The sequence below is a fragment of the Nocardioides cynanchi genome, assembly GCF_008761635.1.
Lineage (GTDB): Bacteria > Actinomycetota > Actinomycetes > Propionibacteriales > Nocardioidaceae > Nocardioides > Nocardioides cynanchi.
Genome location: NZ_CP044344.1, coordinates 1,778,521 through 1,804,251 on the forward strand (window position 1 = coordinate 1,778,521; position 25,731 = coordinate 1,804,251).

Sequence of the window (25,731 nt, forward strand, 5' to 3'; positions counted from 1 at the left end):
CCCCAGCGCGAGGAGTGATGATGCGCATCAGCGACGTACTCACGAGCAAGCCGGGCCACCAGGTGATCACCATCGGCCCGGACGCCACCGTGCGCGAACTCCTCGGCCTGCTGGCCGAGCACAACGTCGGCGCGGTCGTGGTCAGCGCCGACGGCGAGGCCGTCGACGGCATCGTCAGCGAGCGTGACATCGTGCGCCGGCTCGCCGAGAGCGACGCCGTTCTCGACGGCGCGGTCAGCGTGATCATGACCAGCGACGTGCACACCTGCGCGCCGGACGTGCCCGTCGACGACCTCCGCGCGCTGATGACCGAGCGCCGGATCCGGCACGTCCCCGTGGTCACCGACGGCAAGCTGGTCGGCATCATCAGCATCGGAGACGTCGTGAAGTCGTCGATCGGCCAGCTGGAGTTCGAGCGCGACCAGCTCGACAGCTACCTCCACCAGACCTGACCCCGCAGCGGTCCGGGGCTCACGCCGTACGGCGGGTGCCGGCGTACGGTTGCGACCCCAGCAGGAGCCACGCGGGTCCCGGGCCGGTCACCAGGCGTCGCTCGGTCACCTGGCGCGTCCATCGCGAGGACTCCTCGCTGGGTTCCCGAAACTCCACCGCCACCCGCTGCTGCGCCCAGTGGCTGCCCGAGGCGCTCGCACCGGGCAGGACGGCCAGACCGGTCAGCTCGGCGAGCCGGACCGGGTAGCCGCAGACTGTCGCCACCAGCGGCACCGACCCGTGCTCCTCGATCCGGGCCCGTACCTGGCTCCTGATGATCTGACCCGCACCTGCCAGCGTCTCCACCGGCGCCGCCCGCTCGTCGCCTCGTCCGAGCCTGACCACGAGCGGTCCGCCGGGGCACTGCGCCAGCACCTCCGCGTGGTCGGCCTCCGGCCACCTCGCCAGGGACCGCACCAACGCCTCGTCGTACAGGAGTGACCCACCCGCACGGGTACCCTGACCCGCCAGCCCGCTCAGCAGCACCCGACGGGACTGTTGGCGGACCAGGCCGGTCTCCTCCTCGAAGATCCTGGACGCTGCCCGAGCGCTGATCAGCATGCCGGCACGCTAGGTCGCCCCACCGACCGCCCGCTCGTGCGGACTCCGCCCGGTTCACCGGCCAGGTCTCCTCGACCAGTCCGGTGACCCAGCGAGGCCTGCGAGGTGGGGACCGGCTGGTCCCCACCTCGCAGTGGTCCTGGGGTCGGCCCGCGGAGGACCACGTGTCGCCCCGGCGGTACCCACCTGCGGCGGCTCCCCCTCCGCCGGGAGGCCGTAGGCTCGGGCCGACCCACGCCGAGAGGAACCACTGCCATGAGCACCGAGAAGCCCGAGATCGACTTCCCCGACTTCGACCCGCCCACCGACCTGGTGATCGACGACCTCGTGGAGGGCGACGGCGCCGAGGCGACGGCCGGGGCCACGGTGAAGGTGCACTACGTCGGGGTGGCGCACTCGACCGGCGAGGAGTTCGACGCGTCGTACAACCGGGGCGAGCCGCTGCAGTTCCGGCTCGGCGTCGGCCAGGTCATCTCCGGCTGGGACACCGGCGTGCAGGGGATGAAGGTCGGCGGCCGGCGCAAGCTGGTCATCCCGCCGCATCTGGGGTACGGCGACCGCGGCGCCGGTGGCGTGATCAAGCCCGGCGAGACGCTGATCTTCGTGTGCGACCTGATCGAGGTGCGCTGACCGGCGTGGGCGAGGCTGCCCGGGTGGTGCCGATCCGCGACGCCGGCATCCGGCTCGGCCAGTTCCTGAAGCTCGCCGACCTGATCGACCAGGGGGCCGACGCCAAGCCACTGCTCGCCACCGGCGACGTGACCGTCAACGGCGAGGTCGAGACCCGGCGGGGCCGCCAGCTGGTCCGGGGCGACGTGGTCACGGTCGCCGGCCCGCCCGCCGACACGGCCACGGTCGGCTGACGGCTGACAGCTGGGGGCGGACGGCTGGACGGCGCTAGCCGGCCAGCACCGCCACGGTGTGGATCAGCACGCCCACCAGACCACCGACGATGGTGCCGTTGATCCGGATGAACTGCAGGTCACGGCCGACGTGGAGCTCGATCCGCCGGGCCGCCTCCCGGCCGTCCCACCGCTCGATGGTGTGCGTGATCACGGCGGTGAGCTCTGCGCCGTACCGCTCGACGGCGAAGACCGCGACGTCCGCGGCCGTCCCGTCCAGCCGCGCCCGCAGGGCCTCGTCGTCACGCAGGCGTACCGCGAAGGCGTTCACCTCGCTCACCAGCCGGGCCCGGACGGCACCCTCGGGGTCGACCAGCGAGGACTGCAGGGCACGACGGAAGGCGTTCCACAGGGCGATGCTCGACTCGACCACCTGCGGGTGCTCGAGGAGCCGCAGCTTCAGCTGCTCGGCGCGCTCCTGCGTCTCGGGGTCGACCAGCAGGTCGTGCGCGAGCCGGCCGAGCATCGAGTCCAGCGCCTGCCGGGCGGGGTGGGCAGGGTCGTCGCGGATGACCGCGAGCCAGTCCACCAGCTCGATGTAGACCCGGCGGGTCACGGCGTCGTTCAGGCGCTCCGGAGCCCACCAGGGCGCGCGCTCACCGAGCACCTCCGCGAACGTCTCGGGGTGCTCGACCATCCAGGCGTGGAGCTCGCGCAGCGTCAGGTCGACCAGACCCTGGTGCAGGTCGTCGCGCACCACCTCGGCCAGGAGCCCGCCGAGGAGCGGGGAGATCGGCTCCTCGCGGAAGCGCGGGACCAACGCCTCGGTCACGAAGTCGGCGACGTGGTCGTCACGGACCTTGCCCAGGCCGATCGCCACCACCTCGGAGACCTCGTCGACGACCCGGCGGGCGTTCTCCGGCTCGGCCAGCCAGCGTCCCACCCGCAGCGAGATCGTCGCCGCGGCCACCCGCTCACGGATGATCCCCTCCTGCAGGAAGTTCTCCCCCACGAACTCCTCGAGACCGCGCCCGAGCTCGTCCTTGCGCCGCGGGATCAGAGCCGTGTGCGGGATCGGCAGCCCGAGCGGGTGCTTGAACAGCGCGGTGACCGCGAACCAGTCGGCGATGGCGCCGACCATCGACGCCTCGGCGCCCGCGTTCACGAACCCCAGGAAGCCGTCCTGACCGAGCGTCACGAGGTAGACCACGGCCGCGAACGCCAGCAGCGAGACGGCCAGGGTCCGCATCCGCCGCAGCGCCCGTCGCCGACGGTCGTCGGCCTCCGGATCGGGGGTGATCATGCCGAGGGTCGTCATCGTGCCCGATTCTCGCCCATCCGGTTCCGCCCGGACGCAGGGCGTCCCCGGAGGGACGGACGACGGGTGCCACAATGCCGCCCATGGCTGCTCCTCGCACCGTGATCACCTTCGGCACGTTCGACGTCTTCCACGTCGGGCACCTGCGCGTCATCGAGCGCGCGGCAGCGCTCGGCGACCGGCTGGTCGTCGGGGTCTCCGCAGATGCCCTCAACCTCAGCAAGAAGGGCCGCGAGCCGGTGTTCAGCCAGTCCGAGCGGATGGCCATCGTCGGCGCGCTGAAGAAGGTCGACGAGGTCTTCGTGGAGGAGAGCCTGGAGCTCAAGCGCTCCTACATCGAGCAGTACGACGCCGACGTCCTGGTGATGGGTGACGACTGGGAAGGCAAGTTCGACGAGTTCCGCGACATCTGTGAGGTCGTCTACCTCTCGCGCACACCGGCCATCTCGACCACGGCCCTGATCGAGAAGATCTCGTCGGCCGGCTGACACGTTTAGGGTGGCCCGGTCTCGGGGCAGGCTGCCCGCAGACGTCCGGCGACCGCCGTCGCCGTTGCCGTTGCACGACCGCCCGCAGTCGACCCCAGGGGAGCTCTCCATGCGCCGTTCCGTAGCCGCCGTCGTGGTGGCACTGAGCACGGCTCTGACCGTCACGTCCGTCACGTCGTCCGGCTCGGCGGCCGCCACCGGAGGGGCCGGCGCGTCGTCCGCGACGCAGGGCGATGCGCGCGCCCAGGCCCGGGCCGCCCTGCACTCGGCCCAGCACGCGCTGTCGACCTCGAGCACGGCCCGCCCGACCGACCCGACCATGGCCCTGCTGCACCTGCGGCTGAGCATGGGCGACCTGTCCGGCAGCGAACGACGCCAGGCGGCCGCGATCCTGGCCCGGCCCACCGACCACCCCGACTTCTTCGGCCAGACCTACACCGTGAAGGCGAAGAAGAAGTGCCGCGGCCACATCTGCATCCACTGGGTGCCGACGACGGCCGACGCCCCGCCCAACCGGCACTGGGTGAACAAGATGCTGAAGATGATGAACCAGGTCTGGTCCTACGAGGTGGGCCGGCTCGGCTACCGACCGCCCCTCTCCGACGGTCACCGGGGCGGCAACGGCAGGTTCGACGTCTACCTCAAGGAGCTGTTCCACCAGGGCCTGTACGGCCTCACGACCGCCGAGCGGCCCACGTCGTACAACCGGAGCCTCTACTCCGGCTACCTCCTGCTCGACAACGACTTCGCCCGCAGCCAGTACGGCGCCAAGCCGATCCAGGTCGCCCGGGTCACCGCCGCCCACGAGTTCTTCCACGCCATCCAGTTCGGGTACGACGTGCAGGAGGACTCCTGGCTGATGGAGGCCACGTCGACCTGGATGGAGGACCAGTTCGACGACAGCAGCAACGACAACCGCCAGTACCTCCCCTTCGGCCAGCTCGCGCACCCCGACCAGCCACTCGACACCTTCGAGGCGACCGGCGCCGCCCAGTACGGCAACTGGGCCTACTTCGAGCACCTCAGCCATCGCTTCGGCCGGGGCATCGTCCGCCAGATCTGGCACTCGGCCGCGGCCTTCTCCGGCGGCGGCGACCGCTTCTCCGCCCACGCCCTGCGCTCGGTGCTCAGCCATCACGGTGGTTTCGACCGGGACTTCGCGCGCTACTCGGCCGGCAACCTCACCCCCGGCCACTCCTACCCGGAGGGCGGGCACTATCCCAGCCCGCCGGTCCTCGCCCGGTGGCAGCTCACCGGAGCAGCCCCGTCGGTGGGCCCGTCGGCCTTCGCGGTGCCGCACCTCGCGTCCGGCAGCGTCGAGGTGACGCCCGGGGCCGACCTCACCCAGCGGGGCTGGCGGCTGCGACTGAAGGTCGCGGGACCGCGCAAGCGCAAGGACCCCGTGGCCTACGTCGTCGTGCACACCAAGAAGCACGGGTGGATCCGGAAGTCGGTGGCTCTCAACCGGTACGGCAACGGCCGGCTCGCGGTGCCCTTCAGCAACCGCAAGGTCGACTCCGTGACCCTGACCGTGGCCAACGCCTCGACGTCCTTCCGGCGCTGCGGCAAGGGTGCGTACTCCTGCTCCGGCAGCCCGCGATACCCCCATCCGGCCTACTCGGTCACCGTGACCGCCTTTCGGCGGTAACCGAGACAGGGCCGATACCCGCTCGTTATCCAATTGATATCCGAGACCTATTCGTGACCTTTTCACCTCGATATTGATTCGTTATCCCGCTGATGCACGACAGCGATTATCGGATGGTTGTGTGAAGTCCTGGCCACGCGCGTGTGCCGGCCTCATCGGTCGGCGTGCGCCGGCCACTCCCGGCGGACTCGTCGGGAGGACACCCACCGAAAGGCGCGTACATGCGACTCAAGACTCCCCTGGTCGCCCTGTCGTCCGTCGGACTGCTCGCTCTGGCGGCGTGCGGCAGCGGTTCCTCGGGCACTCCCACCAGCAACCCCCCGGTCAAGGGAGGTGACACCGGCAACGGCCAGGACGCGACAGCCAAGGGCCCGGTCACGATCTCCGGCGCCCAGAAGGGCGGCATCGTCACGGTGCTGACCCTGACCGGCCTGAGCACGACGATCGACCCGAGCGAGATCTACTACACCGACACCTCCTCGATCATGAGCGGTCTGGTGACCCGGTCGCTGACGCAGTACAAGTACGACCCGGTCAAGAAGCAGATGATCCTGGTGCCCGACCTGGCCACCAACCTGGGCACGCCCAACGACTCCTTCACCAAGTGGACGTTCCCGATCCGGACGGGGGTGAAGTGGGAGGACGGCTCGCCCGTCACACCCAAGGAGATCGCGTGGGGGATGCAGCGCTGCATGGACGCCGCGACGTTCCCGACCGGCCCCTGCCAGTACTACTCCAACGTGTACTTCAAGGGCGGCTCCACCTACAAGGGCCCCTACACCGACCCCGGGCAGAAGTTCACCTCGGTCAAGGCCGTGGGCAACAAGATCGTGATCAAGATGGACAAGCCCTTCCCGGACATGCCGTACTGGGGCACCTTCCCGGCCAACGGCCCGATCCCGCTGGGCAAGTCGGCCTCGGACCCGAAGACCTACAAGAACCACCCGATGTCGACCGGTCCGTACATGATCAAGTCGTTCAGCCCGTCCAAGGAGCTGGTCCTGACCCGCAACCCGAACTGGGATGCCTCGACCGACCCGGCTCGCACGCAGTACCCCGACGGCTACGACTTCAAGATGCAGCAGCAGTCGGAGAAGATCGACCAGATCCTGCTCGCCGACTCGGGGTCGGGCCAGAGCACGTTGACCTACGACAACCTGCTGGCGCCCGACTTCGCCAAGATGCAGACGACTGCTCCGGACCGCCTGACCCTGGGTGGCACGCCGTGCACCTACTACTGGGCCCCGGACAACCGTCAGATCACCAGCAAGAAGGTGCGTGAGGCGCTCTCGTGGGCTTACCCCTACAAGAACAACATCCTCGCCGCCGGCCTGATCCCCGGAGTGACCGCCATCCCGGCGTCGAACCTGATGCCTCCGGGCCTGCCCGGTCGCACGCCGTACAACGTGACCGGTCGCAAGGGCTTCCAGACCGACGCCGCCAAGGCGCGCGAGCTGCTGAAGTCGGCCAACGCGTTGGGCTTCGAGATCAAGTTCCTGTTCCGGACCGATGACCCGATCAGCGTCAAGACCAAGGACTCCACGGTCAAGGCACTGACCCAGGCCGGCTTCAAGGCCACCCCGGTGCCCACGACCACGGCCGACTACGTCGCGGCGCGGGACAACACCACCGAGGACATCAACGTCCGCTCCGCGGGCTGGTGCTCGGACTGGCCGTCGGGCTCGACCTGGCTGCCGACGCTCTTCGCCTCCACCAACCCGGACACCACGAAGTCCTTCGGGTCGAACTACTCCGCGTTCTCGAACAAGTCCGTGGACTCGAGGATGAACGCCATCCAGCACCTGCCGCTCGACCAGCAGGCCGCTGCGTGGAACAGCCTCGACAAGCAGATCGCAACGAAGTACTTCCCGCTGTTCACGACCTACTACACCGGTATCGCGCAGGCACACGGATCGAAGATCAACGGTGACTACGACGACACCACGTTGGGGATGCCGACCTGGAAGAGCATCTGGGTCTCCCCGTAGGCCATCGGTCGTACCACCGCACCTGATCGACCCACCCGGTGGTGGGACGCGTAGACCGAGCGCGTCCCACCACCACCTTCCGCCCGACGATCGAGAAGGAAGAACTGGGATGACGGGATTCATTCTCCGGCGGCTGGTCAGCTCGATCCTCGTGGTGATCCTGACCTCGATCTTCGTGTTCGTGCTGTTCTTCAAGGGGCTCGGCGACAGTCCCGCCCGCAACTACTGCGAGAAGCTCGGGCCGGGCAAGTGCACCGCCCAGAAGCTCGGCTCCATCGAGCATCAGATGGGGCTCGACCAGTCCGTGGCCCACAACTACGCCGTGTGGGCCGAGGGCATCTTCGCCGGACGGCACGACGTGTACGTCGACGGCAAGCTCTACGACTGCCCGGCTCCGTGCCTGGGCATCTCGATCAGCTCCGGCAACACGGTGTGGCACGACCTCGAGCAGAAGTACCCCGCGACGATCACCCTGGCCATCGGCGGGTCCCTGATCGGGCTGGTGGTGGGCGTCCTGCTCGGGGCCTTCGCGGCATTGTGGCGCGGCTCGGCCACCGACCGGCTGCTCGTGGGTGGGTCGCTGGTGATCTCGGCGATCCCCTTCTACGTCATCGCCCTGCTGGCGTGGATCTACCTGACCCTCCAACTGAAGATCTTCCCGACCACCGGCTACTACCCGGTCACGCAGAACCCGGCGCGGACGGTCGCCTGGATGATGCTGCCCTGGCTGGTGATCGGCCTGACCAGCTGCACGCAGTACGCGCGCTTCACCCGGGCGCAGGTGGTCGAGACGCTGGCCGAGGACTACATCCGGACGGCCAGGTCCAAGGGACTACCGGGTCAGCGGGTGCTCTTCAAGCACGCCCTGCGGGCCGCGATCGTCCCGGTCACCACGATCTTCGGTCTCAACTTCGCGGCCCTGCTCGCCGGCACCATCTTCACCGAGCGGATCTTCGAGATCGACGGCATCGGCAAGTGGAGCCTGGATGCCCTCCAGACCCCGATCGACCTCCAGGTGGTCAGTGCCACCGTCCTGGTCTCCGCGATCCTGGTGGTGCTCGCCAACCTGCTCGTCGACATCTTCTACAGCTTCCTGGACCCGCGCACCAGCGTGTCCTGACCTGGCGTCCTGCGGTTGGGCGGCCCGGGTAGGGTTCCGCCGGACCCAGGACAGGAGATCGATGACCGGATTCATCGTGCGCCGGCTGCTCAGCTCGGCGGTGGTGGTCGTGCTGACCTCGATCTTCGTGTTCGTGCTCTTCTTCAAGGGGCTCGGCGACTCGCCGGCGCGCAACTACTGCGAGAAGCTCGGGCCGGGCAAGTGCACCGCCCAGAAGCTCGACTCCATCAAGCACCAGATGGGCTTCGACCGGTCCGTGGCCTACAACTACGGCCAATGGGCCAAGGGGATCGTCGTGGGCCGGCACGACGTGTATGCCGACGGCAAGCTCTACGACTGCCCGGCTCCGTGCCTGGGCATCTCGATCACGACTAGCGCGCCGGTCTGGGATGACCTCAAGCAGAAGTACCCCGCCACGGTGACAGTCGCCATCGGTGGAGCGTCGCTCTACCTCACCTTCGGCGTGCTCATGGGCGCCATGGCCGCCCGGTGGCGAGGGACCCCGCTCGACCGCTTCCTCGTCGGTGGCTCGCTGGTGTTCTCCGCGATCCCCAACTACCTGATCATCCTGCTCTCCTGGATCTTCTTCTCATTGCGCTGGCAGATCTTCCCCGACGTCGGGTACTACCCGATCACCCAGAACCCGGCCAAGACCGTCGCCTGGATGATGCTGCCCTGGCTCGTCCTGGGCCTGACCAGCCTCACCGACTACGCGCGGTTCACCCGCGGGCAGATGGTCGAGACGCTGGAGGAGGATTACATCCGCACCGCCCGCTCGAAGGGCGTCCGGCCGACGATCGTGCTCTACCGGCATGCACTGCGCGCGGCCATCGTCCCGGTGATCACGATCTTCGGGATCGACTTCGCGGGCCTCCTGTCGGGCACCATCTTCATCGAGCAGATCTTCGGTATCGACGGCATCGGGCACTGGGGCCTCCAGGCACTCCAGACCCCCATCGACATCAACGTGGTCAGTGCCACGGTGCTGGTCGGCTCGGTCCTCGTCGTGGTGGCCAACCTGGTCGTCGACATCGTCTACGGGCTGCTGGACCCCCGTGTGACCATCGCCTGATCGGGTACGGCGCCCGACGTAAGCATTCCGAAACCCGACCGTGACCACGTTGTCGGTGGCCGTGGCTAGGGTTGACCAGGCTCGGTGACCACTCCACCCGGACGTCTGCCCACAGTGAGGTGCCTGCAGATGACGACCACAGCCCGCGACCCGTTCGACCTCCTCGACCGCTACGGCCGGGTGCGCGCCCAGACCGAGACCCTGGCGGCGCCGCTCTCCCCGGAGGACCAGACCGTCCAGTCCATGCCGGACGTCTCCCCGACGAAGTGGCACCGCGCCCACGTGACGTGGTTCTTCGAGACCTTCGTCCTCGCCGACAGCGAGCCGTCGTTCGAGCCGTTCCAGGACACCTACTGGTTCCTCTTCAACAGCTACTACGAGGCGGTCGGCCCTCGCTACGCGCGGGCCGAGCGCGGTCAGATCAGCCGGCCGGGCGCCCACGACGTGGGCGTCTACCGCAGCAACGTCGACGACCGGATGCGCGACCTGCTCGACCGGCTCGACGAGGGGTCGCTCAGCAAGATCGCGGACACCATCGAGCTCGGCTTCCACCACGAGCAGCAGCACCAGGAGCTGCTGCTGATGGACATCAAGCACGTCCTGTCCCGCAACCCGCTGCGGCCGACGTACGCCGGTTCCCCCAGCGCGGAGTCCGCCCCCGACACCCTCGGCTGGGTGGACGTCGAGGGTGGCCTGGTCGAGATCGGTCACGACGGTGACGGGTTCAGCTTCGACAACGAGCTCCCCCGTCACCAGCAGTGGCTCCAGCCCTACCGACTGGCCGACCGGCTGGTGACCAACGCGGAGTGGCTGGAGTTCATCGCCGACGGCGGCTACCGGCGCCACGAGCTGTGGCTGTCCGACGGCTGGGCGCGGGTCAACACCGACGGCTGGCAGGCTCCGGCGTACTGGTTCCAGGTCGACGGCCAGTGGTTCGAGCACAGCCTCAACGGCACCTGGCCGGTCAACCCCGGGCTGCCGGTGAGCCACGTCAGCTACTACGAGGCCGAGGCGTTCGCGACCTGGGCCGGCAAGCGCCTGCCCTCGGAGGCGGAGTGGGAGCACGCCGCCGAGCTGGCGCTGGCCGGTGCCGGCCCTGGCATCGAGGGCGGCAACCTCGCCGACTCCGAGACCTTCCACCCGCGGGCGGCCGCGCCGGGGAGCGGCGGGCTGCGGCAGCTGTTCGGCGACTGCTGGGAGTGGACCTCGTCGGCCTACCACCCCTACCCGGGCTTCCACCCGGCCGACGGGGCCATCGGCGAGTACAACGGGAAGTTCATGTCCAACCAGATGGTGCTGCGCGGAGGCTGCGCGTTCACCCCGTCCGGTCACACGCGCTCCTCCTACCGCAACTTCTTCCCGCACGGCGCCCGGTGGGCACTGTCGGGCGTCCGTCTGGCCGAGGGGCGGCGGGCATGAGCGGCCGGACCACCGTCTCGGTGCTGCTCCCTCCGGGTTCCGCCGGCGCCGCCCTCGTCGAGGACGTCCGCCGCGGCCTGGCCTCGCAACCGCGGACCCTGCCACCGAAGTGGCTCTACGACGACGAGGGCTCGCGGCTCTTCGACCGGATCACCCGCCTGCCCGACTACTACCCGACCGAGGCCGAGCGCTCGATCCTGCTGGCAGCGGCGCCGGAGATCGCGGCGCTGACCGACGCGACCACGCTGGTCGAGCTCGGCAGTGGCACCAGCGACAAGACCCGCGCCCTGCTCGACGCCTTCACCGCGACCGGCCGGCTGACCCGGTTCGTGCCGGTGGACGTCTCCGAAGGCATCCTGCGCGAGGCCGCGGAGGAGCTCGCCTCGACCTATCCCGACCTCACCGTCCAGGCGATCGTCGGCGACTTCACCCTGCACCTGAGCCACCTGCCGAGCGACCACCGCAAGCTGGTGGCCTTCCTCGGTGGCACCATCGGCAACCTCTACGTCGAGGAGCGCGGTGCCTTCCTGGGTGCGCTGGCCGACTCGTTCGCACCCGGCGACTGGCTGCTCCTGGGCACCGACCTGGTCAAGTCCGCCGACCGGTTGATCGCGGCGTACGACGACCCCGGCGGCGTGACCGAGCAGTTCGTCCGCAACGGGCTCCGCGTGCTCAACCGCGAGCTCGGTGCGGACTTCGACGAGGCCGCCTTCACCTACGTCCCGTTCTGGGACCCTCACATGCACCGCATGGACCTGCGGCTGCGCGCGGACATGCCCCAGCACGTCCACGTGCCCGGAGCCGCGATCGACTTCTTCCTGGCCAGCGGCGAGGAGATCCGGATGGAGATCTCGACGAAGTTCACCCGCGACACGGTGCGCGACGAGCTCGGAGCCGTGGGGCTCGAGGTGGTCCAGACCTGGACCGACGCCGCCGGCGACTTCGCGGTGACGCTCGCCCGCAAGCAGGCCGGCTGACACACGGCCCTGACCGCCGTGCCCGGGTCAGGGCAGGTCGACCCGGGACACGGCGGGGTTCAGAGGGACATGTGCTCCATGCCGAGGTACAGCCGGGCCATGGCGGACACGTGGTCGGCGGCGAAGTGGCGCTGCAGCGCGCGGTCACGCAGCGCGTTGTCGATCGAGCCCATGATCATCGACTGGTCGAGCACCAGGATCCGGTGCCCGACGGCACCCGTCGTCGGGTTCACAGCGTCGTAGAAGCCACGTGAGCCGTAGACGTCCGGGAACAGCTGCTTCAGCTTCATGATGTTCCGGTACGCCGCTCCCGGCGCCGGGTCGAGCGCGATGAACGACGCGTGCGGCGTCACCACCGACTCGTCGGCGCAGTCGGAGCACTGGGCGAGGCGCAGGTTGGGGTCGGCGGTCGTGGCCCCGGCCCCGTGGTAGGGGAAGGCCTTGCCGGCGACGCCGTACCCGGCGTACCCGCCCGTGTCGTCGGCGGTGCTCGAGGGCGACATGCCCCAGACCGGGTAGCCGAGCTGCTGGGTGGCGTACCGCTTCTGCACCTGGACGATCCGCTTGTCGGCCAGACCGAAGCTGTGGGTGCCCCACGACGTCTCCGGCACGACCTGGTTGACCATCAGGGCCTCGAACATGCCGCCCGCGAACGGCGGGATGTAGGTCAGGTCGGTTCCCGGGTAGCGGTAATGACCCTCCCAGACCGGGAACGTCTTGCCCGACTGCGGGTCGGTGATGTTCTGCCAGCTGCCCTCCATGGGCCACTGGCCCTGCCAGGAGAAGTCGGGGTCGTCCGCACAGTCGGCGAACGGCGCCGGCGGGGGCAGCTCGCGCCAGCTGCGCCACCACACGTTGCCGGGCATCTCGTGCCGGCCCATGCCGAGGTACGCCGAGATCCGCGGGTCCGAGTAGAGGGCGCCGTTGTGGTAGTAGTGGCCGCCGGTGTCGGTCTCCGGTGGGCTTCCCTTGTAGTAGCCGCCGTACATCTGGCCGGTCGGCTGGTTGCCCGGGATGTCGCGGTTGACGTTGCAGTGCGTCTCGGCGCGGGCGTCGTAGAAGATCGAGAAGTCCATCTGGCGCGACAGCCGGTCGGCGAGGGCCCGGGCCCCCGGGAACGCCTGGCGGGCCTCGACCAGCCCGGCGGCGTAGAGGCCGTTGTCCACGTTGGAGACGAACGAGCAGTTGTCGAAGGTGCCGCCGGTCGAGGCACAGTCGCCCTGGCCCGGGTTGAGCAGCACGTGTCCGTTGGAGGTGTCGTACCACTGGAACAGGAAGCCGTGGAACCGGTCCAGGCTGCTCACCTCGCGCAGCGTCTGGTTGGCCAGGTGGGTCGCGGTGGCCTTGCTCACGATCCCGAGATCGCTGGCCGAGACCAGGGCCATGAGGTACCAGCCCACGTTGGCCGACGAGGTGTAGGTGCCGCGGTCGGTCGGCGTCGCCGAGCCACCGGCGTAGGTGAGGTTGTCGAGCGGCAGGTGCGTGTGCGGGTCCACGTCGTCGGCATAGAACTTCCACGAGTCCCGGGCGATCGCCATCAGCTTGTCGCGCTGGGCCGAGGTCAGCCCGGTGTACGGCGCGACGCCGCCCCGGTGGGTGGTGCGCGCGGCGGAGCCGCTGCCCGACGTGGCGTCCGGGGCGTGCGCCTGAGCAGGGATCGCGAGCAGCCCGGCGGCCGCCATGGCCGCCGACGCCGCGAGCGCCCCGAGTCGTGTCCTGTTGCTCACTGGCTGTCTTCCTTCCGAGAACCCTCAGCCGGCGGCTGAGGGGGTGGCGACCGCGTCGAGCAGCGCCACGGTGTAGTCGTCCTGCGGATGCTGCAGGACGTGCTTGGTCTCGCCCTGCTCGACGACGCGACCGTGGTTGAGCACGAGGATCCGGTCGGTCACGACGCGGGCACTGAGCAGGTCGTGGGTGATGTAGAGCAGGCTCAGGCCGCGGTCGCGGCGGAGCTTCTCCAGCAGCCGCAGGACTCCGGCCCGCAGCGAGACGTCGAGCATCGAGACCGGCTCGTCGGCGATGATCAGCTGGGGGTCGCAGGCCAGGGCCCGGGCGATGACCACCCGCTGGCGCTGCCCCCCGGACAGCTGGTGCGGCAGCTTCGCGGCGTACTGCTCGGTGGGCGTGAGCCCGACCGTGTCCAGCAGCTCGTGCACCCGGTCGCGGGCCTGCCGCGCGTTCATGCCGAGGTAGTTCTGGCAGGGCCGGGAGACGATGTACTCGACGGTGTGCAGCGGGTTCAGGGCGCCGTAGGGGTCCTGGAAGACCAGCTGCACGTTGCCGTGGAACCGGCGCAGCGCCCGCCCCCGCAGGCGGTCGACCTGCACGTCTCCGAAGGTGATCGAGCCGGAGGTCGGTCGCTCGGAGGCCGTGACCAGCTTGGCGATGGTGCTCTTGCCGCTGCCGCTGGCTCCCACCAGCCCGACCGAGGCGCCGGGCTCCAGGGTGAACGAGACGTCGTCGACCGCGGTGACAGGTCCGCTGCCGCGGGACGTGTAGACCTTGCTGACGCCCTCGACGGTGAGGGCGGGGACCTGGGCCGTGCGATGGTCAGACAAGGCTGGGCTCCTCGCGGTCGCTCCGGCCGGCGCTCCCGGCGCGGACGTGGCAGGCAGCACGGCCGGCGCCGAGCGGCATCAGGTCGGGGTCGACCCTCACGCAGACGTCCTCGGCCAGGCTGCACCGCGGGGCGAATGCACAGCCGGACGGCGGCTGCGCCAGGTCGGGCGGCGATCCCGGGATCTCGCCGAGGTCGACGTCGTCGGCCCTTGGGTCGGCGTAGCAGCCCAGCAGGGCCTCGGTGTAGGGGTGGTGCGCCCCGCGCAGGAGCTCGGAGCTCGGCTGGTCCTCGGCGATCCGCCCGGCGTACATCACCAGCACCCGGTTGGTGGCCTCGAGCACGACCCCGAGGTCGTGGCTGATCAGGATGCCGGTGAAGCCGTTCTCCTGCTGGAGCTCGCGGATCGTCTGCATCACGGCCTTCTGCACGATCACGTCGAGGGCGGTGGTGGGCTCGTCGAAGACGATCAGCTTCGGGTCAAGGGACAGGGCCAGCGCGATCGAGACCCGTTGCCGCATGCCTCCGGAGAGCTCGTGGGGGTACCTGCCCAGCACGTCCGCGGGCAGCCGCACCTTCTCCAGCAGCTCGATCCCGCGACGGTGGACCGCTCCCCGCGAGACGTCCTCGCCGTCGCGCGCGTGGGCCTTGAGGATGTCGCGGAGGTGCCCCTCCACGCTGCGGACCGGACTGAGCGCGTTCATCCCGCTCTGAAGGACCAGGGCGATGCCGTTGCGGCGCTGCTCGCGCAGTGCCTCACCGTCGAGCGAGGCGAGGTCGACCCCGTCGAAGACGATCCTCCCGCCGGTCAGGCGGGCCGGCGGCTGGAGGAGCCGGGTCAGGGCGAAGCCGAGCGTCGACTTGCCGCAGCCCGACTCGCCGACGAGGCCGACGAACTCACCCTGCTCGAGGCTCAGGCTGACATCGCGGACGGCGTGCACCGCCGCGCCGCCGGGCTGTTGGTAGGTGACGCTGACGTCGGTCGCCTCGAGGATGGTCGCCATCACTTCTCCCGCAGTCTGGGGTTGGAGAGGGCGTCCACGCCGAAGTTGATCAGCGTGAACGAGACCGCGAGCAGCGCGATCATCAGGCCGGGCGCGAAGACCAGCACCCACTGCCCCGTGAGCAGCGCGTTCTGCTGCTGGGCGTAGTAGAGGATCGTGCCCCAGCTGACCGTGTTGGGGTTGCCGAGGCCGAGGAACTCCAGGCTCGCCTCCGCCATCACTGCCGCGGTCGCCGCGCCGAAGAAGCTGCCGGCGACCAGCGAGGTCATGTTCGGCAGGATCTCCCGGAACACGATCCGGAACAGGCCCTCCCCGGAGAAGACCGACGAGGTCACGAAGTCGCGCTCCCGGATCGAGGTCGCCTGGCTCCGCACCACCCGGGCGCCGGTGGCCCAGGAGGTGAAGGCGACGACCAGCACGATGGTCCAGATCGAGCGGCTCGGGACGTAGGCGGCAAGGATGATCATCAGCGGCAGGCCCGGGATCACCAGCGCCAGGTTGGTGAAGAAGCTGAGCACCTCGTCGACCGCACCGGGCCGGTAGCCCGCCACCAGGCCGATCGTGACCGCGATCAGGGTGGCCACGGCACCGGCCACCAGCCCGACCAGCAGCGAGACCCGGGCGCCGTACACGATCTGCGAGAAGACGTCCTGGCCGTTGCCGGTGGTGCCGAACCAGTTGCTCGACGAGGGGTTCTGGTACGGCGTGAAGTCGGTGGAGCTCGGCGAGTGGTTGGCGATCAGCGGCGCCAGCACGGCGATCAGGATGAACAGCGTGAGCAGCACGATGCCGATCCGGGCCTTGCCGTTGGACCACAGGGTGCCGAACGCGCGGGCCAGGAAGAGCAGCGGGCCGGGCAGCCGGGACTCCGAGGCGGGCTTGGAGACCACGACCTTCGTGCCCGGGTCGCTGGTCGGCGGTGTCGCGGAGGTCAGCAGGCTCATGAGCGGCGCACCCTCGGGTCGAGACGGACGTAGAGGAGGTCGACGACGAAGATCGCGACCAGCATGCTGATGCTGATCACCAGGAACAGCGCCTGCATCAGCGGGAAGTCGTGGTTGGTCACCGCGATGTAGAGCAGGTTCCCGAGGCCGGGGTAGCTGAACACCCCTTCGACCAGCACCGAGCCGCCGATCACCGCGCCCAGCGACAGCCCGAAGGCGGTCACGTTGGGCAGCAGAGCGTTGCGGGCGGCGTACTTCAACGCGATCGTGCGGCGCCGCAGCCCGTTGGCCTCGGCGAAGGTCACGTAGTCCTCACCGAGGGTGTTGATCATGTTGTTGCGCATCCCGAACACCCAGCCCGACAGCGAAGTGATCGCCAGGGTCAGCGCCGGAAGGAAGCTGTGCGAGACGGCGTTGGCCAGGAAGCTGAGACCGAGGTTCGGCGTCAGCCCCGGGCTGTAGCCCCCCTTGATCGGGAAGGCGTTGAGCTTGAACGCGAAGACGAACAGCAGCAGCAGCCCCAGCCAGAACGGCGGGAACGCCGCGAACAGCGTGGCACCCACCGTCACGGTGGCGTCGGACTTGGTGCCGCGCCGCCACCCGGCGTACACCCCGAGCAGGGTGCCGACCACGAACGCCACGATCGTGGTGATCCCGACCAGCAGCAGCGTCCACGGCAGCGCGGTCAGGATGGTGTGCGCGACCGTCTGGTTGGGGAAGGAGTACGACGACCCGAACCGGAAGCGGGCCGTGTTCGCGAGGTAGTCGACGTACTGCGAGATGAAGCTCCCGTGCGGGGAGCCGAGCTGGATCTCGATCGCACGTCGCTGCGCGTTCGTGACCGGCTGGCCCCCCTGAGAGAGTTTCGCGATGGCGGCGTCCACGGGCGACCCCGGCATCAGCCGCGGCAGCAGGAAGTTCATCGTCACCGCGGCCCAGAGCGTGACCACGAAGAGAATGGTCTTGCGGAGGACGTAGTTCATGACGTGAGCTCCCTGCTGCCGACGGTCATGGTCAGCCCACGCTCTTCAGGTGCGTGACAACGGTGAGGATCGCGTTGTTGTAGCTCGTCGGCAGCGTGTACGGGTCGCTCTGCGACGGCCAGCCGGTGAAGTTCTTCGTCGAGAAGAGCCCCCAGCTGCCGCCGTAGTACATGAGGACGACCGGGACCTGGCTGTACATGATCTTCTGGAGCTGGTCGGTCGCCTTCTGCTGCTGCGCATGGCTGGTGGCACCGGCCAGCTTCGCCAGCGCGGCGTCCACCTGCGGGTTCTTGTACCGCTCGAAGTTGTTCGCGGTGGCGGTGCCGATGGGCGCCGCGAACGCGCTGTTCAACGTGTTGTTGAAGTCGGTGTAGGGGTCACCCGTGCCGCCGTAGCCACCGAAGGCGGCATCGAACTTCCCGCTCTGCGTGGCGCTGGTGTACGGCGTGGCCTGCGGGGTGTCGAGAGTGACCTTGATGCCGATGGCACCCAGCTGGTTGACGACCTCCTTGCCGGCCGCGACCCAGTCGCTGTAGTTGGCCGGCATCATGATCGACATCGCGACCTGGTTCCCCGAGGAGTCGAGGAGCTTGCCGCCGGACTGGTGGTAGCCGGCCTTCTGGAACTCCTTGAGCGCATCGGCGGTGTTCTGGGTGATGTTGCCGTTGGCGGGGATCTGCGGGTCCAGCCACTTCTGCAGGTTGGGCAGGATCAGCCCCGACTGGCTGGCGCCGGTCGTGTAGCCGTTGACCGCCTTCTGTGCGATCTGGTCCCGGTTCAGCGCCAGGCTGATGCCGCGCCGGAAGTCGACGTTCTGGTACTGCGGCTTGGTCTGGTTGAGGAACAGTCCGATCGTGCCGCCGGGCGGGAACCAGTAGATGTTGTGGCTCGAGTCCTTGCTCACGTAGGTCTTCTGCACGTCGGGCAGGTAGTTGTAGGACCAGTCGAACTTGCCGCTGGTCACGTCGAGCTGGTTGGTCGACTGGTTGCTCGACTGCGCCGGCATCACGACCTCGGTCGGCGCGATCTTGCTGGCCTGCCAGTACTGGGGGTTCTTCTTCAGCGAGTACTGCGTCGGCGCGAACTTGTCGAGCATGAAGGGACCGGTGCCGACCGGGCTGGTGTTGGCGAACTTCTCCGGGTCGGACACGTTGGCCCACAGGTGCTGCGGGACGATCACCTGGCCGGCCAGGACGCCGACGAAGGGCACGTTCGGCTGCTTGAACTTCACGGTCACGCTGTCGCTCGACGCCGAGACGCTCTTGATCTGGGTCCAGATCCCGTTGGAGTCCAGCGCCGGGTCCTTCTTCAGCAGGTCGTAGGTGAAGACGACGTCCTGCGGGGTGAAGGGCTTGCCGTCGCTCCAGGTCACGCCCTTGCGGATCTTGAACACCACGGTGGTCGGGTTCTTGAACGTGTGACCGGTCGCGAGGTACGGCGTGAACGAGCCGTCGATCGGGCTGCGGATCTCCAGCGGCTCGTACATCAGCTGGGCGCCGTGCAGCTCGGTCGGGATGACGAGCGGGTTGAAGTTCTCCACCAGCTGTGGGTTCCCCGCGTCGCCTTGGATCGTCAGCGTGGTCCCACCGGCGGCGCCGGTGTTGTTGTCGCTGCCCGCGCAGGCTCCCAGAGCCAGGGCGGACACGACGAGCAGCGACGACGCGAGCGCGGTCGACCTCGTCCGAGAGTGGTACTTCATCGGGTTTTCTCCTCAGGGTTCGCCGACGGTTGTCCGTCGCCGGTGCGGCGGGGCGCCGCCTTCAGTCGGATCCGGACCACGCCCGGCTGCGGCAGCGTGACGCTGACCGAGCCGGACCCGGATGCGGCGACGAGGTCGTCGACCTCGTCGATGTGCAGGTGGTCGGCCTCGCGGAGGCGGGCCCACTCGGCCTGCTCGGGCCAGTCGGCGCCGCTCGCGACGCTGCCGATGTTGGAGTGCTCGCCGTCGACGCGGGCGACCTCGACGGCGTACCGGTCCGACGACAGGCCGGCCAGGGCGACGGTGACCTCGCGGACCAGCCGTGGGTCGCCGTGCATGAGATCGGCGTTGACGGTGCCGTTCCAGACCAGGACGTCGACCGTGCCGTCGTCGTGGCGGGTGGCCCACGACCGCACCAGCACGTCGGCGCCGTCCCCCTCGAGGGTGCTGGGCAGCACCTGGTCGCCCTGGTGCGCGGCGAGGTGCAGCGCCCAGTAACGCGGCTTGCGCAGGTTGCCGAGGGTCAGCAGGCCGAAGCCGTCGTGGAAGAGCCGCGGTGCCCGCCCGAGCTCCTCGAAGTGGTCGCTGACCACCCAGTACGCCAGTGCCTTGAGCCGACCTTGGGCGCTCTGCATCCCGCTGAGGACGAACGGTGCGCCCGCGACCCCGTCGTGGATGGGGCCGAAGTGCGTCGAGCCGACGCCCCACTCGGTCCACAGGATGTCGGCGCCGCCGAAGCCGTGGTGCTCGAGCACGCCCCGGAAGTCCAGGGGCAGGTTGCCGTAGGTGTGAGTCGTCGCGAGCTCCAGCGGCAGTGCGTGCTTCTCGGCGTACGCCGCCAGCGCCTCGACCCACTCCGAGGCCGCGGTCGAGGGGCCGCCGACCGTGAGCCGCGCGTCGACGTCCTTGATCGCGCGAGCCGCCTCCTCGTACAGGCGGAGGTAGTCGTCCTGGGTGCCGGTCCAGAAGACCTCGAGGTTGGGCTCGTTCCACACCTCGAAGCCCCAGCCGGCGACCTCGTCGACGCCGTACCGCTCGACGAGGTGCGCGGCGAGCGCGCCCACCGTCTGGTGCCACTCGGACCACTCGCGGGGCGGCGAGATGATCCCGCGGTACTCGAAGACCGTCTGCTCGAGGTCACGGGCGATCGCCGCCGGCATGAAGCCGAGCTCGACCACCGGATGGATGCCGAGCGCCAGGATCTGGTCGTAGAGGTCGTCCACGATCGTGAAGTCGAAGGCCAGGGAGCCGTCGTCGGCGCGGGTCACGACGTGGTTGTCGTCGTGCAGGATCGCGTGGGCACGCACGGCGGTCACGCCGAGGTCGGCGTGCGCGATCCGCAGCGCCTCGGTGAACTCCTCGCCGATCGGGTGGCCGTTGCCCAGGTCGCCGAACCGGAGCTGGGTGAGCCGCTCGGAGCCGACCAGCCACCACACGCGGTCCAGCTCGCCGGCGTCACCCGCAGCGTCCACGGAGACGGTCAGCTCACCACCCGCGTGGCCGCTGGTCGTGCCGTCGACCGGGTCGCTCCAGTGCCAGACGGGGTGCTCGTTGCCGAGCACGGCCCCGACCCGGTAGCGGTAGGTGACGTCGTCCTCCACGCCGGTGTCGGCGAACGCGACGTCGACCACAGCGGGCACGTCGCTGCCGCCGTGGGACACGATCGCCGGCTCGTCCTCCGGGTCGCCGCTACGGCCGCGCTCGAGGACGTAGCCGGCGGCACCGCGGACCGGCTGCCACTCGAGCCTCACGAAACCGTTGCCCGGGCTCGCGGACAGGCCCGTCGGCGCCGGCAGCTCGGAGGCCGGGTCGGCCTCCGTGGTCTCGGTCAGCCGGCGGTAGATACGCCGCTCCCAGTCGGCCCGGGCATCGTCCTCGGGCGCGGCCACGGCTTCGGGCTCGAACCCGGTTCCGGCGTGCGGTGTCTCGGTCACTTCTGTCCTCCTCGAGCGGAGCAGCCACAGCTCGCGCGGAGCACGAGCTCGGTGGGCAGCACGGTGGTCTGGCGGGGGCCGGTCCGGTCGGCGAGCCGCGACAGCAGGGTCCCGACCGCGGTCTCACCGATGTCGCGCATCGGCTGGCGGACGGTGGTCAGCGTCGGTCGGACGTGCCGGCTGGTGGCGATGTCGTCGAAGCCGGTGACCGCCACGTCGGCGGGTACCCGGAGCTTGTGGCGACGCAGGACCGTCAGGGCGCCGATCGCCATCTCGTCGTTGCCGAGCACGATCGCGCGGGGCGGCGTACGACGGGCGGCCAGCAGTGCCTCCACCGCCTCGGCGCCGCCGGACTCGGTGAAGTCTCCATGCGCTTCGGGGGCGTCGGGCACCTCGAGTCCCGCCGCGAGCAGCGCATCCCGGAAGCCGACGAAGCGCTCTCTCGAGTCCGGCGATCGTCGCGGCCCGGCCACGAAGGCGATGTCGTCGTACCCGTGGGTCGAGGTCAGGTGGCTCGCGAGTGCTGCCGCGCCACCGCGGTTGTCGGCGCCGACGAAGTCCAGCCGGTGCGGAGCCGTGTGGGTCGCCATCATCACCACCGGCACGCGGGTCGAGATGTCCGCGAGGTCCTTGGCCGCGAGGCTCCCGGCCATCACGACCATGCCGTCGACCTTGCCGACCACCGACCGCGCCAAGTCGAGACCCTCCCGACCGCGGGTGGCGGCGATCAGGATGGCGTCGCCGGCCAGGGTGGCCGCGCGCTCGGCGCCGCGGATGACCTGGTCGACGTACAGCGCGGACTCACTGCCCGGGCCGTCGTCGCCGAAGTCGGGGAAGAGCAGCCCGACGATGCCGGCCCGGCGGCGGGCGAGACTGCGAGCCGAGTGGTTGGGCACCCAGCCGAGCCGGGCAGCGACCTCGAGGACCGAGTCACGTGTGGTGGCGCTGAACCCGGTCCCGTCGTGCATCACCCGCGAGACGGTGGCCGTCGAGAAGCCGCTCATCCGAGCGACTTCGTAGATCGTGGCCTTGTCGTTCACGTTGCGCTTCGACTCCCGAGATTGAGTAACCGCTTACGTTCCGCAACCGGTTACGTTGCCAGCAAGTTGCGGACCTGTCAACGGTTCCGCTCGAGGTGGGTGGGTAGCCTGACCGAAAAGGGGGCCACCGATGGCAGTCCGACCGACCCGCGCAGTCGAGATCTCGCGCGCCCAGCCGAACTCGTTCGCCCAGCAGCTGTTCACCGGTCTGCCCCGGCGCTACGACCTGCTCGAGGCGGTGCTGTCCTTCGGTCAGAACCACCGGTGGCGCACCGCGATGGTCGACGCCGTCGTCCACTCCTCCCCCGCCCCGCAGCGGGTGCTCGACGTGGCCACCGGCACGGCGGGGGTCGCGCTGATGCTCACCGAGCGCAGCGGCGCCGACGTCACCGGCGTGGACCTGACCGAGCAGATGCTGCGCGGCGGCCTCGAGCGCGTGCGCGAGGCCGGGCGTGCGGACCGGATCCGGCTGGTCAACGGCCGGGCGGAGCAGCTGCCGTTCGCCGACTCGACGTTCGACGCGATGACGTTCACCTACCTCCTGCGCTACGTCGCCGACCCGGCGGCCACGGTGCGCGAGCTGGCCCGCGTGGTGCGGCCGGGCGGCACCGTCTCGTCGCTGGAGTTCTTCGTCCCCTCGCCCCCGGTGTGGCTGCCGCTGTGGCGCCTCTACACCCGCATCGTGCTGCCGCTCGGCGGCTTCGTCGGCGGCGGCTGGGCCTGGGCGAAGGTGGGGCGCTTCCTCGGGCCCTCCATCGAGGAGCACTACAAGAGCTACTCCGTGGCCGCGCACGTGGCCATGTGGGAGGCCGCGGGACTGGTCGACGTCCACGCCCGGCCGATGAGCCTGGGCGGTGGCCTGGTGATGTGGGGACGCAAGGCCGATGCCTGAGCCGGGGAACCTCAGCCCGGCTTTCTACGCACGGCGCGGCGGCGCCGTCTCGGACTGGTGGACACTGCTGCACCCGCCGTACACCCTGTGGCACCTCAGCTACGTCGTCCTTGGCGCCGCGATGGCACCGCACCTCGACCGCACCGCGCTGGTGTGGAGCGTGGTCGCGTTCTTCCTCGCGGTCGGCGTGGCCGCACACGCCTTCGACGAGCTCCAGGGGCGTCCGCTGGGCACCCGGATCCCGGACCTGACCCTGCGGGTGGTCGGAACCGTCGCGCTGGTCGCCGCGTGCGGTCTCGGCATCGCGGGAGTCTTCCGCCACGGCTCGGTCGACTGGCTGCTGCTCGCATCGGTGCCGATCGGCGTGGTGCTGCTCGTGGGTTACAACCTCGAGCTGTTCGACGGCCGGCTGCACAGCGATGCGGTCTTCGCCTGGGGGTGGGGCGGCTTCCCGGTCGTGGTCGGGTTCCTCGCGCAGCGACCCGACCCCGCGTGGTCCTCGGTCACCGCGGCCGGGCTGGCCACGCTCGCCGGCGTCGGTACGTCGTACGTCCAGCGCAGCCTGAGCACGCCGGCGCGGGCGCTGCGTCGACGCACCTCCCAGGTCACCGGTGCGATCCGCCGGCACGACGGCAGCGTCCTCGACCTCGACCTCGCCACTCTGCTCCGTCCACTGGAGAACGCCCTCCGGGCGTTGTCGTGGGTGGTGCCCGCTGTCGCTGCCGCCGCACTCGTCGCCCGACTGTGAGACCGGTGCCGCTGGCGCCGTGGCGGCGCAGCGGCCCACGGTCAGGTTCCCGGCAGGTTGCCGACCCCATCGTTGAAGACGACGGGGACCGAGACGCCTCGCGTCGCGCCCACCCAGAGGACGGCACACCATGAGCTCGCCAGAGGTCCGACCCGACCACGAGGCCGGGCATTCGGCCACTCCAGGTGCCCGCGTCGCCCTGGTCTCCGGCAGCTTCGGCGCCGGCCACGACATGGCGGCGGCGGCGATCACCCAGCAGCTCGACGGCTACGGCATCTCCAGCCGCACCTGGGACATCGTCGACCTGCTGCCGGGGCGGCTCGGCCGCGTGCTCCGCACCGGCTACCTGCGGCAGGTCAACGCGATGCCCGCGACCTGGCGCTGGACGCTCGACGCCGTGAGCCGGTCAGAGCGGATCGCCGAGCTGGTGAACCGGGCCCTGGCCACCAGCGAGGGCGCCTTCGAGGAGATCGCGGCCACCTCACCCGACATGTTCGTGTGCACCCACCCGTTCGCGGCCCAGGTGCTGGGCCGGATGCGCAGCCGCGGCGTGCTCGACATCCCGGTCACCACCTATCTCACCGACATGTCGGTGCACCGGCTCTGGGTCAGCCGCGGCATCGACCTGCACCTGGCGATCAACGACCTGCCCGCCGCCCAGGCGCGCGCCCTCGGCGCCGGCCGGACCCGCGTGGTGGAGCCGGCCGTGTGCAGCTCCTTCCACTCCGTGCAGCGGGACCCCCGCACCCGGCTCCGCTCGCGCCGTACCCTCGGCCTGCCCGAGTCCGGCAACCAGCGGCTCGCGCTGGTGACCGGCGGCTCGTGCGGCATCGGTGACCTGCTCCGCTCGGCCGTCGAGATCGCGGCCACGGGCGTCGCCACACCGGTCGTGCTCTGTGGCACCAACCGCCGGCTGCTCGAGCAGGTCCGCCGCAACCCGGACCTGATCGGTCTCGGCTGGGTCGCCGACATGCCGCACCTGCTCGCCGCCGTCGACGTCGTCGTCCAGAACGCTGGTGGCATGACGTCGCTGGAGGCCCGGGCGGCCGGCGTGCCGATGATCACCTACCGCTGCATCGCCGGGCACGGCGAGACCAACGCGGCGGCCCTCGACGCCACGGGCGTGGCCCCCTGGGTCCGCGAGCCCGCCCTCCTCGGCGAAGGCCTGGTCCAGGCCCTCGGCCGGGCCTCGCTCTCCGGCGACGCCCGGATCGGCCCGCGGGCGGCGAACGTCGTCGACCTGCTGTTCCCGGCACCCGCCCTGATCGCATGAGCCCCGGCGCCGGTGTGCGCACCGCGGCCCGGTCGGTGGCCGGCGCCGCCGGAGCGACGGCCGTCGCCCAGTCGCTCCCCGCCCTCACCTCGATCGCACCCCTGCGCCGCGCACTCCTGCCCCGCCTGTCGGGACGCAGCAGCCGCCACCACATCGCGCTCAGCTTCGACGACGGCCCGGACCGGCTCTCGACACCCCACTTCCTGGACCTGCTCGCCGACCGCGGAGTCCAGGCGACGTTCTTCCTGCTCGGCTCGTACGCCGTCCACGAGCGGGCCCTGGTCCGCGACCTGGTCGACGCGGGCCACGAGGTCGCCGTCCACGGGTGGACCCACACCTGCCTGGCGGTGGTCCCGCCCCGCCGGCTCGCCGACGAGCTGACCCGCACGCGGGCGTTGCTCGAGGAGCTCTCCGGAGCCCCGGTGCAGTGGTACCGCCCGCCGTACGGCGTGCAGACCGCCGCCGGCGTCTGGGGCGCCCGACGTGCCGGGCTCCGGACGGTGCTGTGGTCCGCCTGGGGCGTCGACTGGGCAGCCGGCGCGACTCCTAGCACCATCGTCGACCGGGTCACCCGCGCCGTACGCCCCGGCGGCACCGTGCTGCTGCACGACACCGACCGCACGTCCGCACCCGACTCGTGGCGCCGCACCCTGCTCGCCACGGCCACCCTCCTCGACCGCTGGCGCGAGGACGGCATCCCGGTCGGCACCCTGCGCGAGCACTGGTGAGCCC

The 25,731-nt window shown here is 70.1% G+C and carries 24 protein-coding genes; 14 read left to right on the forward strand and 10 right to left on the reverse strand.

Annotated elements, in window-relative coordinates; all coding sequences use genetic code 11:
- Positions 1 to 17: 17 nt before the first annotated feature.
- A complete protein-coding gene (locus E3N83_RS08765) occupies positions 18 to 452 on the forward strand; it encodes a CBS domain-containing protein (protein ID WP_475442112.1) in 435 nt (144 codons plus the stop codon).
- A 19-nt stretch (positions 453 to 471) separates the two neighbouring features.
- Here the strand turns inward: E3N83_RS08765 and E3N83_RS08770 are convergent, their stop codons facing one another.
- A complete protein-coding gene (locus E3N83_RS08770) occupies positions 472 to 1,053 on the reverse strand; it encodes a hypothetical protein (RefSeq protein WP_151082904.1) in 582 nt (193 codons plus the stop codon).
- 255 nt (positions 1,054 to 1,308) lie between these two features.
- Between E3N83_RS08770 and E3N83_RS08775 the strand changes: the two genes are divergently transcribed.
- Positions 1,309 to 1,683, forward strand: a complete 375-nt coding sequence (locus E3N83_RS08775; RefSeq protein ID WP_151082905.1) for an FKBP-type peptidyl-prolyl cis-trans isomerase — start codon at positions 1,309 to 1,311, stop codon at positions 1,681 to 1,683.
- A 5-nt stretch (positions 1,684 to 1,688) separates the two neighbouring features.
- On the forward strand, positions 1,689 to 1,916 hold the full coding sequence (locus E3N83_RS08780) for an RNA-binding S4 domain-containing protein (protein ID WP_151082906.1): 228 nt from the start codon (positions 1,689 to 1,691) through the stop codon (positions 1,914 to 1,916).
- Between the two features lie 34 nt (positions 1,917 to 1,950).
- On the opposite strand, the gene E3N83_RS08785 is transcribed toward E3N83_RS08780, so the two are convergent.
- On the reverse strand, positions 1,951 to 3,213 hold the full coding sequence (locus E3N83_RS08785; protein WP_151082907.1) for a DUF445 domain-containing protein: 1,263 nt from the start codon (positions 3,211 to 3,213) through the stop codon (positions 1,951 to 1,953).
- 83 nt (positions 3,214 to 3,296) lie between these two features.
- On the opposite strand from E3N83_RS08785, the gene E3N83_RS08790 reads away from it, so the two are divergent.
- The 7 genes from E3N83_RS08790 (at position 3,297) to egtD (ending at position 11,925) form a co-directional block, all read left to right on the forward strand.
- Complete coding sequence (locus E3N83_RS08790; RefSeq protein ID WP_151082908.1) at positions 3,297 to 3,701, forward strand: FAD synthase family protein; 405 nt, start codon at positions 3,297 to 3,299, stop codon at positions 3,699 to 3,701.
- A gap of 109 nt (positions 3,702 to 3,810) precedes the next feature.
- The gene (locus E3N83_RS08795; RefSeq protein ID WP_151082909.1) at positions 3,811 to 5,349 is read left to right on the forward strand and encodes an MXAN_6640 family putative metalloprotease; all 1,539 of its coding nucleotides are present in this window, start codon (positions 3,811 to 3,813) and stop codon (positions 5,347 to 5,349) included.
- 221 nt (positions 5,350 to 5,570) lie between these two features.
- A complete protein-coding gene (locus tag E3N83_RS08800) occupies positions 5,571 to 7,337 on the forward strand; it encodes an ABC transporter substrate-binding protein (RefSeq protein WP_151082910.1) in 1,767 nt (588 codons plus the stop codon).
- A gap of 109 nt (positions 7,338 to 7,446) precedes the next feature.
- The gene (locus E3N83_RS08805) at positions 7,447 to 8,457 is read left to right on the forward strand and encodes an ABC transporter permease (protein ID WP_151082911.1); all 1,011 of its coding nucleotides are present in this window, start codon (positions 7,447 to 7,449) and stop codon (positions 8,455 to 8,457) included.
- A 61-nt stretch (positions 8,458 to 8,518) separates the two neighbouring features.
- Positions 8,519 to 9,529: an ABC transporter permease gene (locus tag E3N83_RS08810; RefSeq protein ID WP_151082912.1), complete on the forward strand. Its 1,011-nt coding sequence runs from the start codon at positions 8,519 to 8,521 to the stop codon at positions 9,527 to 9,529.
- 129 nt (positions 9,530 to 9,658) lie between these two features.
- On the forward strand, positions 9,659 to 10,948 hold the full coding sequence (egtB, locus tag E3N83_RS08815) for an ergothioneine biosynthesis protein EgtB (protein WP_151082913.1): 1,290 nt from the start codon (positions 9,659 to 9,661) through the stop codon (positions 10,946 to 10,948).
- Positions 10,945 to 11,925: an L-histidine N(alpha)-methyltransferase gene (gene egtD, locus E3N83_RS08820; protein WP_151082914.1), complete on the forward strand. Its 981-nt coding sequence runs from the start codon at positions 10,945 to 10,947 to the stop codon at positions 11,923 to 11,925. Before egtB ends, egtD begins: the two co-directional genes overlap by 4 nt.
- 59 nt (positions 11,926 to 11,984) lie before the next feature.
- Here the strand turns inward: egtD and E3N83_RS08825 are convergent, their stop codons facing one another.
- The 8 genes from E3N83_RS08825 to E3N83_RS08860 are packed head-to-tail and all read right to left on the reverse strand — an operon-like array spanning position 11,985 to position 22,086.
- Positions 11,985 to 13,652, reverse strand: coding sequence for a glucoamylase family protein (locus tag E3N83_RS08825; protein ID WP_151082915.1), 1,668 nt, complete (start codon positions 13,650 to 13,652; stop codon positions 11,985 to 11,987).
- Between the two features lie 24 nt (positions 13,653 to 13,676).
- Positions 13,677 to 14,483, reverse strand: coding sequence for an ABC transporter ATP-binding protein (locus E3N83_RS08830; RefSeq protein ID WP_202879360.1), 807 nt, complete (start codon positions 14,481 to 14,483; stop codon positions 13,677 to 13,679).
- Positions 14,476 to 15,486: an ABC transporter ATP-binding protein gene (locus E3N83_RS08835; RefSeq protein ID WP_151082917.1), complete on the reverse strand. Its 1,011-nt coding sequence runs from the start codon at positions 15,484 to 15,486 to the stop codon at positions 14,476 to 14,478. Before E3N83_RS08835 ends, E3N83_RS08830 begins: the two co-directional genes overlap by 8 nt.
- On the reverse strand, positions 15,486 to 16,430 hold the full coding sequence (locus E3N83_RS08840) for an ABC transporter permease (RefSeq protein WP_151082918.1): 945 nt from the start codon (positions 16,428 to 16,430) through the stop codon (positions 15,486 to 15,488). Before E3N83_RS08840 ends, E3N83_RS08835 begins: the two co-directional genes overlap by 1 nt.
- Positions 16,427 to 17,413 (reverse strand): ABC transporter permease, encoded by a 987-nt coding sequence (locus tag E3N83_RS08845; RefSeq protein ID WP_151082919.1) that lies wholly within the window; start codon positions 17,411 to 17,413, stop codon positions 16,427 to 16,429. The genes E3N83_RS08840 and E3N83_RS08845 overlap by 4 nt, the downstream gene beginning before the upstream one ends.
- A 31-nt stretch (positions 17,414 to 17,444) precedes the next feature.
- Entirely contained in the window at positions 17,445 to 19,112 is a 1,668-nt protein-coding gene (locus tag E3N83_RS08850) for an ABC transporter substrate-binding protein (RefSeq protein ID WP_151082920.1), read from the reverse strand.
- On the reverse strand, positions 19,109 to 21,046 hold the full coding sequence (locus E3N83_RS08855) for a GH39 family glycosyl hydrolase (RefSeq protein WP_151082921.1): 1,938 nt from the start codon (positions 21,044 to 21,046) through the stop codon (positions 19,109 to 19,111). Before E3N83_RS08855 ends, E3N83_RS08850 begins: the two co-directional genes overlap by 4 nt.
- Positions 21,043 to 22,086 carry a LacI family DNA-binding transcriptional regulator gene (locus tag E3N83_RS08860; RefSeq protein WP_151082922.1) on the reverse strand — a complete coding sequence of 348 codons (1,044 nt, stop codon included), beginning with the start codon at positions 22,084 to 22,086 and terminating at the stop codon, positions 21,043 to 21,045. The genes E3N83_RS08855 and E3N83_RS08860 overlap by 4 nt, the downstream gene beginning before the upstream one ends.
- 130 nt (positions 22,087 to 22,216) lie before the next feature.
- On the opposite strand from E3N83_RS08860, the gene E3N83_RS08865 reads away from it, so the two are divergent.
- The 4 genes from E3N83_RS08865 to E3N83_RS08880 all read left to right on the forward strand — a co-directional run bounded on the left by E3N83_RS08865 (position 22,217) and on the right by E3N83_RS08880 (position 25,727).
- Positions 22,217 to 22,978, forward strand: coding sequence for a class I SAM-dependent methyltransferase (locus E3N83_RS08865; protein ID WP_151082923.1), 762 nt, complete (start codon positions 22,217 to 22,219; stop codon positions 22,976 to 22,978).
- On the forward strand, positions 22,971 to 23,726 hold the full coding sequence (locus tag E3N83_RS08870; RefSeq protein ID WP_151082924.1) for a hypothetical protein: 756 nt from the start codon (positions 22,971 to 22,973) through the stop codon (positions 23,724 to 23,726). Before E3N83_RS08865 ends, E3N83_RS08870 begins: the two co-directional genes overlap by 8 nt.
- Positions 23,727 to 23,856: 130 nt before the next feature.
- A complete protein-coding gene (locus E3N83_RS08875) occupies positions 23,857 to 24,999 on the forward strand; it encodes an MGDG synthase family glycosyltransferase (protein WP_151082925.1) in 1,143 nt (380 codons plus the stop codon).
- On the forward strand, positions 24,996 to 25,727 hold the full coding sequence (locus tag E3N83_RS08880; RefSeq protein ID WP_151082926.1) for a polysaccharide deacetylase family protein: 732 nt from the start codon (positions 24,996 to 24,998) through the stop codon (positions 25,725 to 25,727). The genes E3N83_RS08875 and E3N83_RS08880 overlap by 4 nt, the downstream gene beginning before the upstream one ends.
- The last annotated feature ends 4 nt before the right edge of the window (positions 25,728 to 25,731 follow it).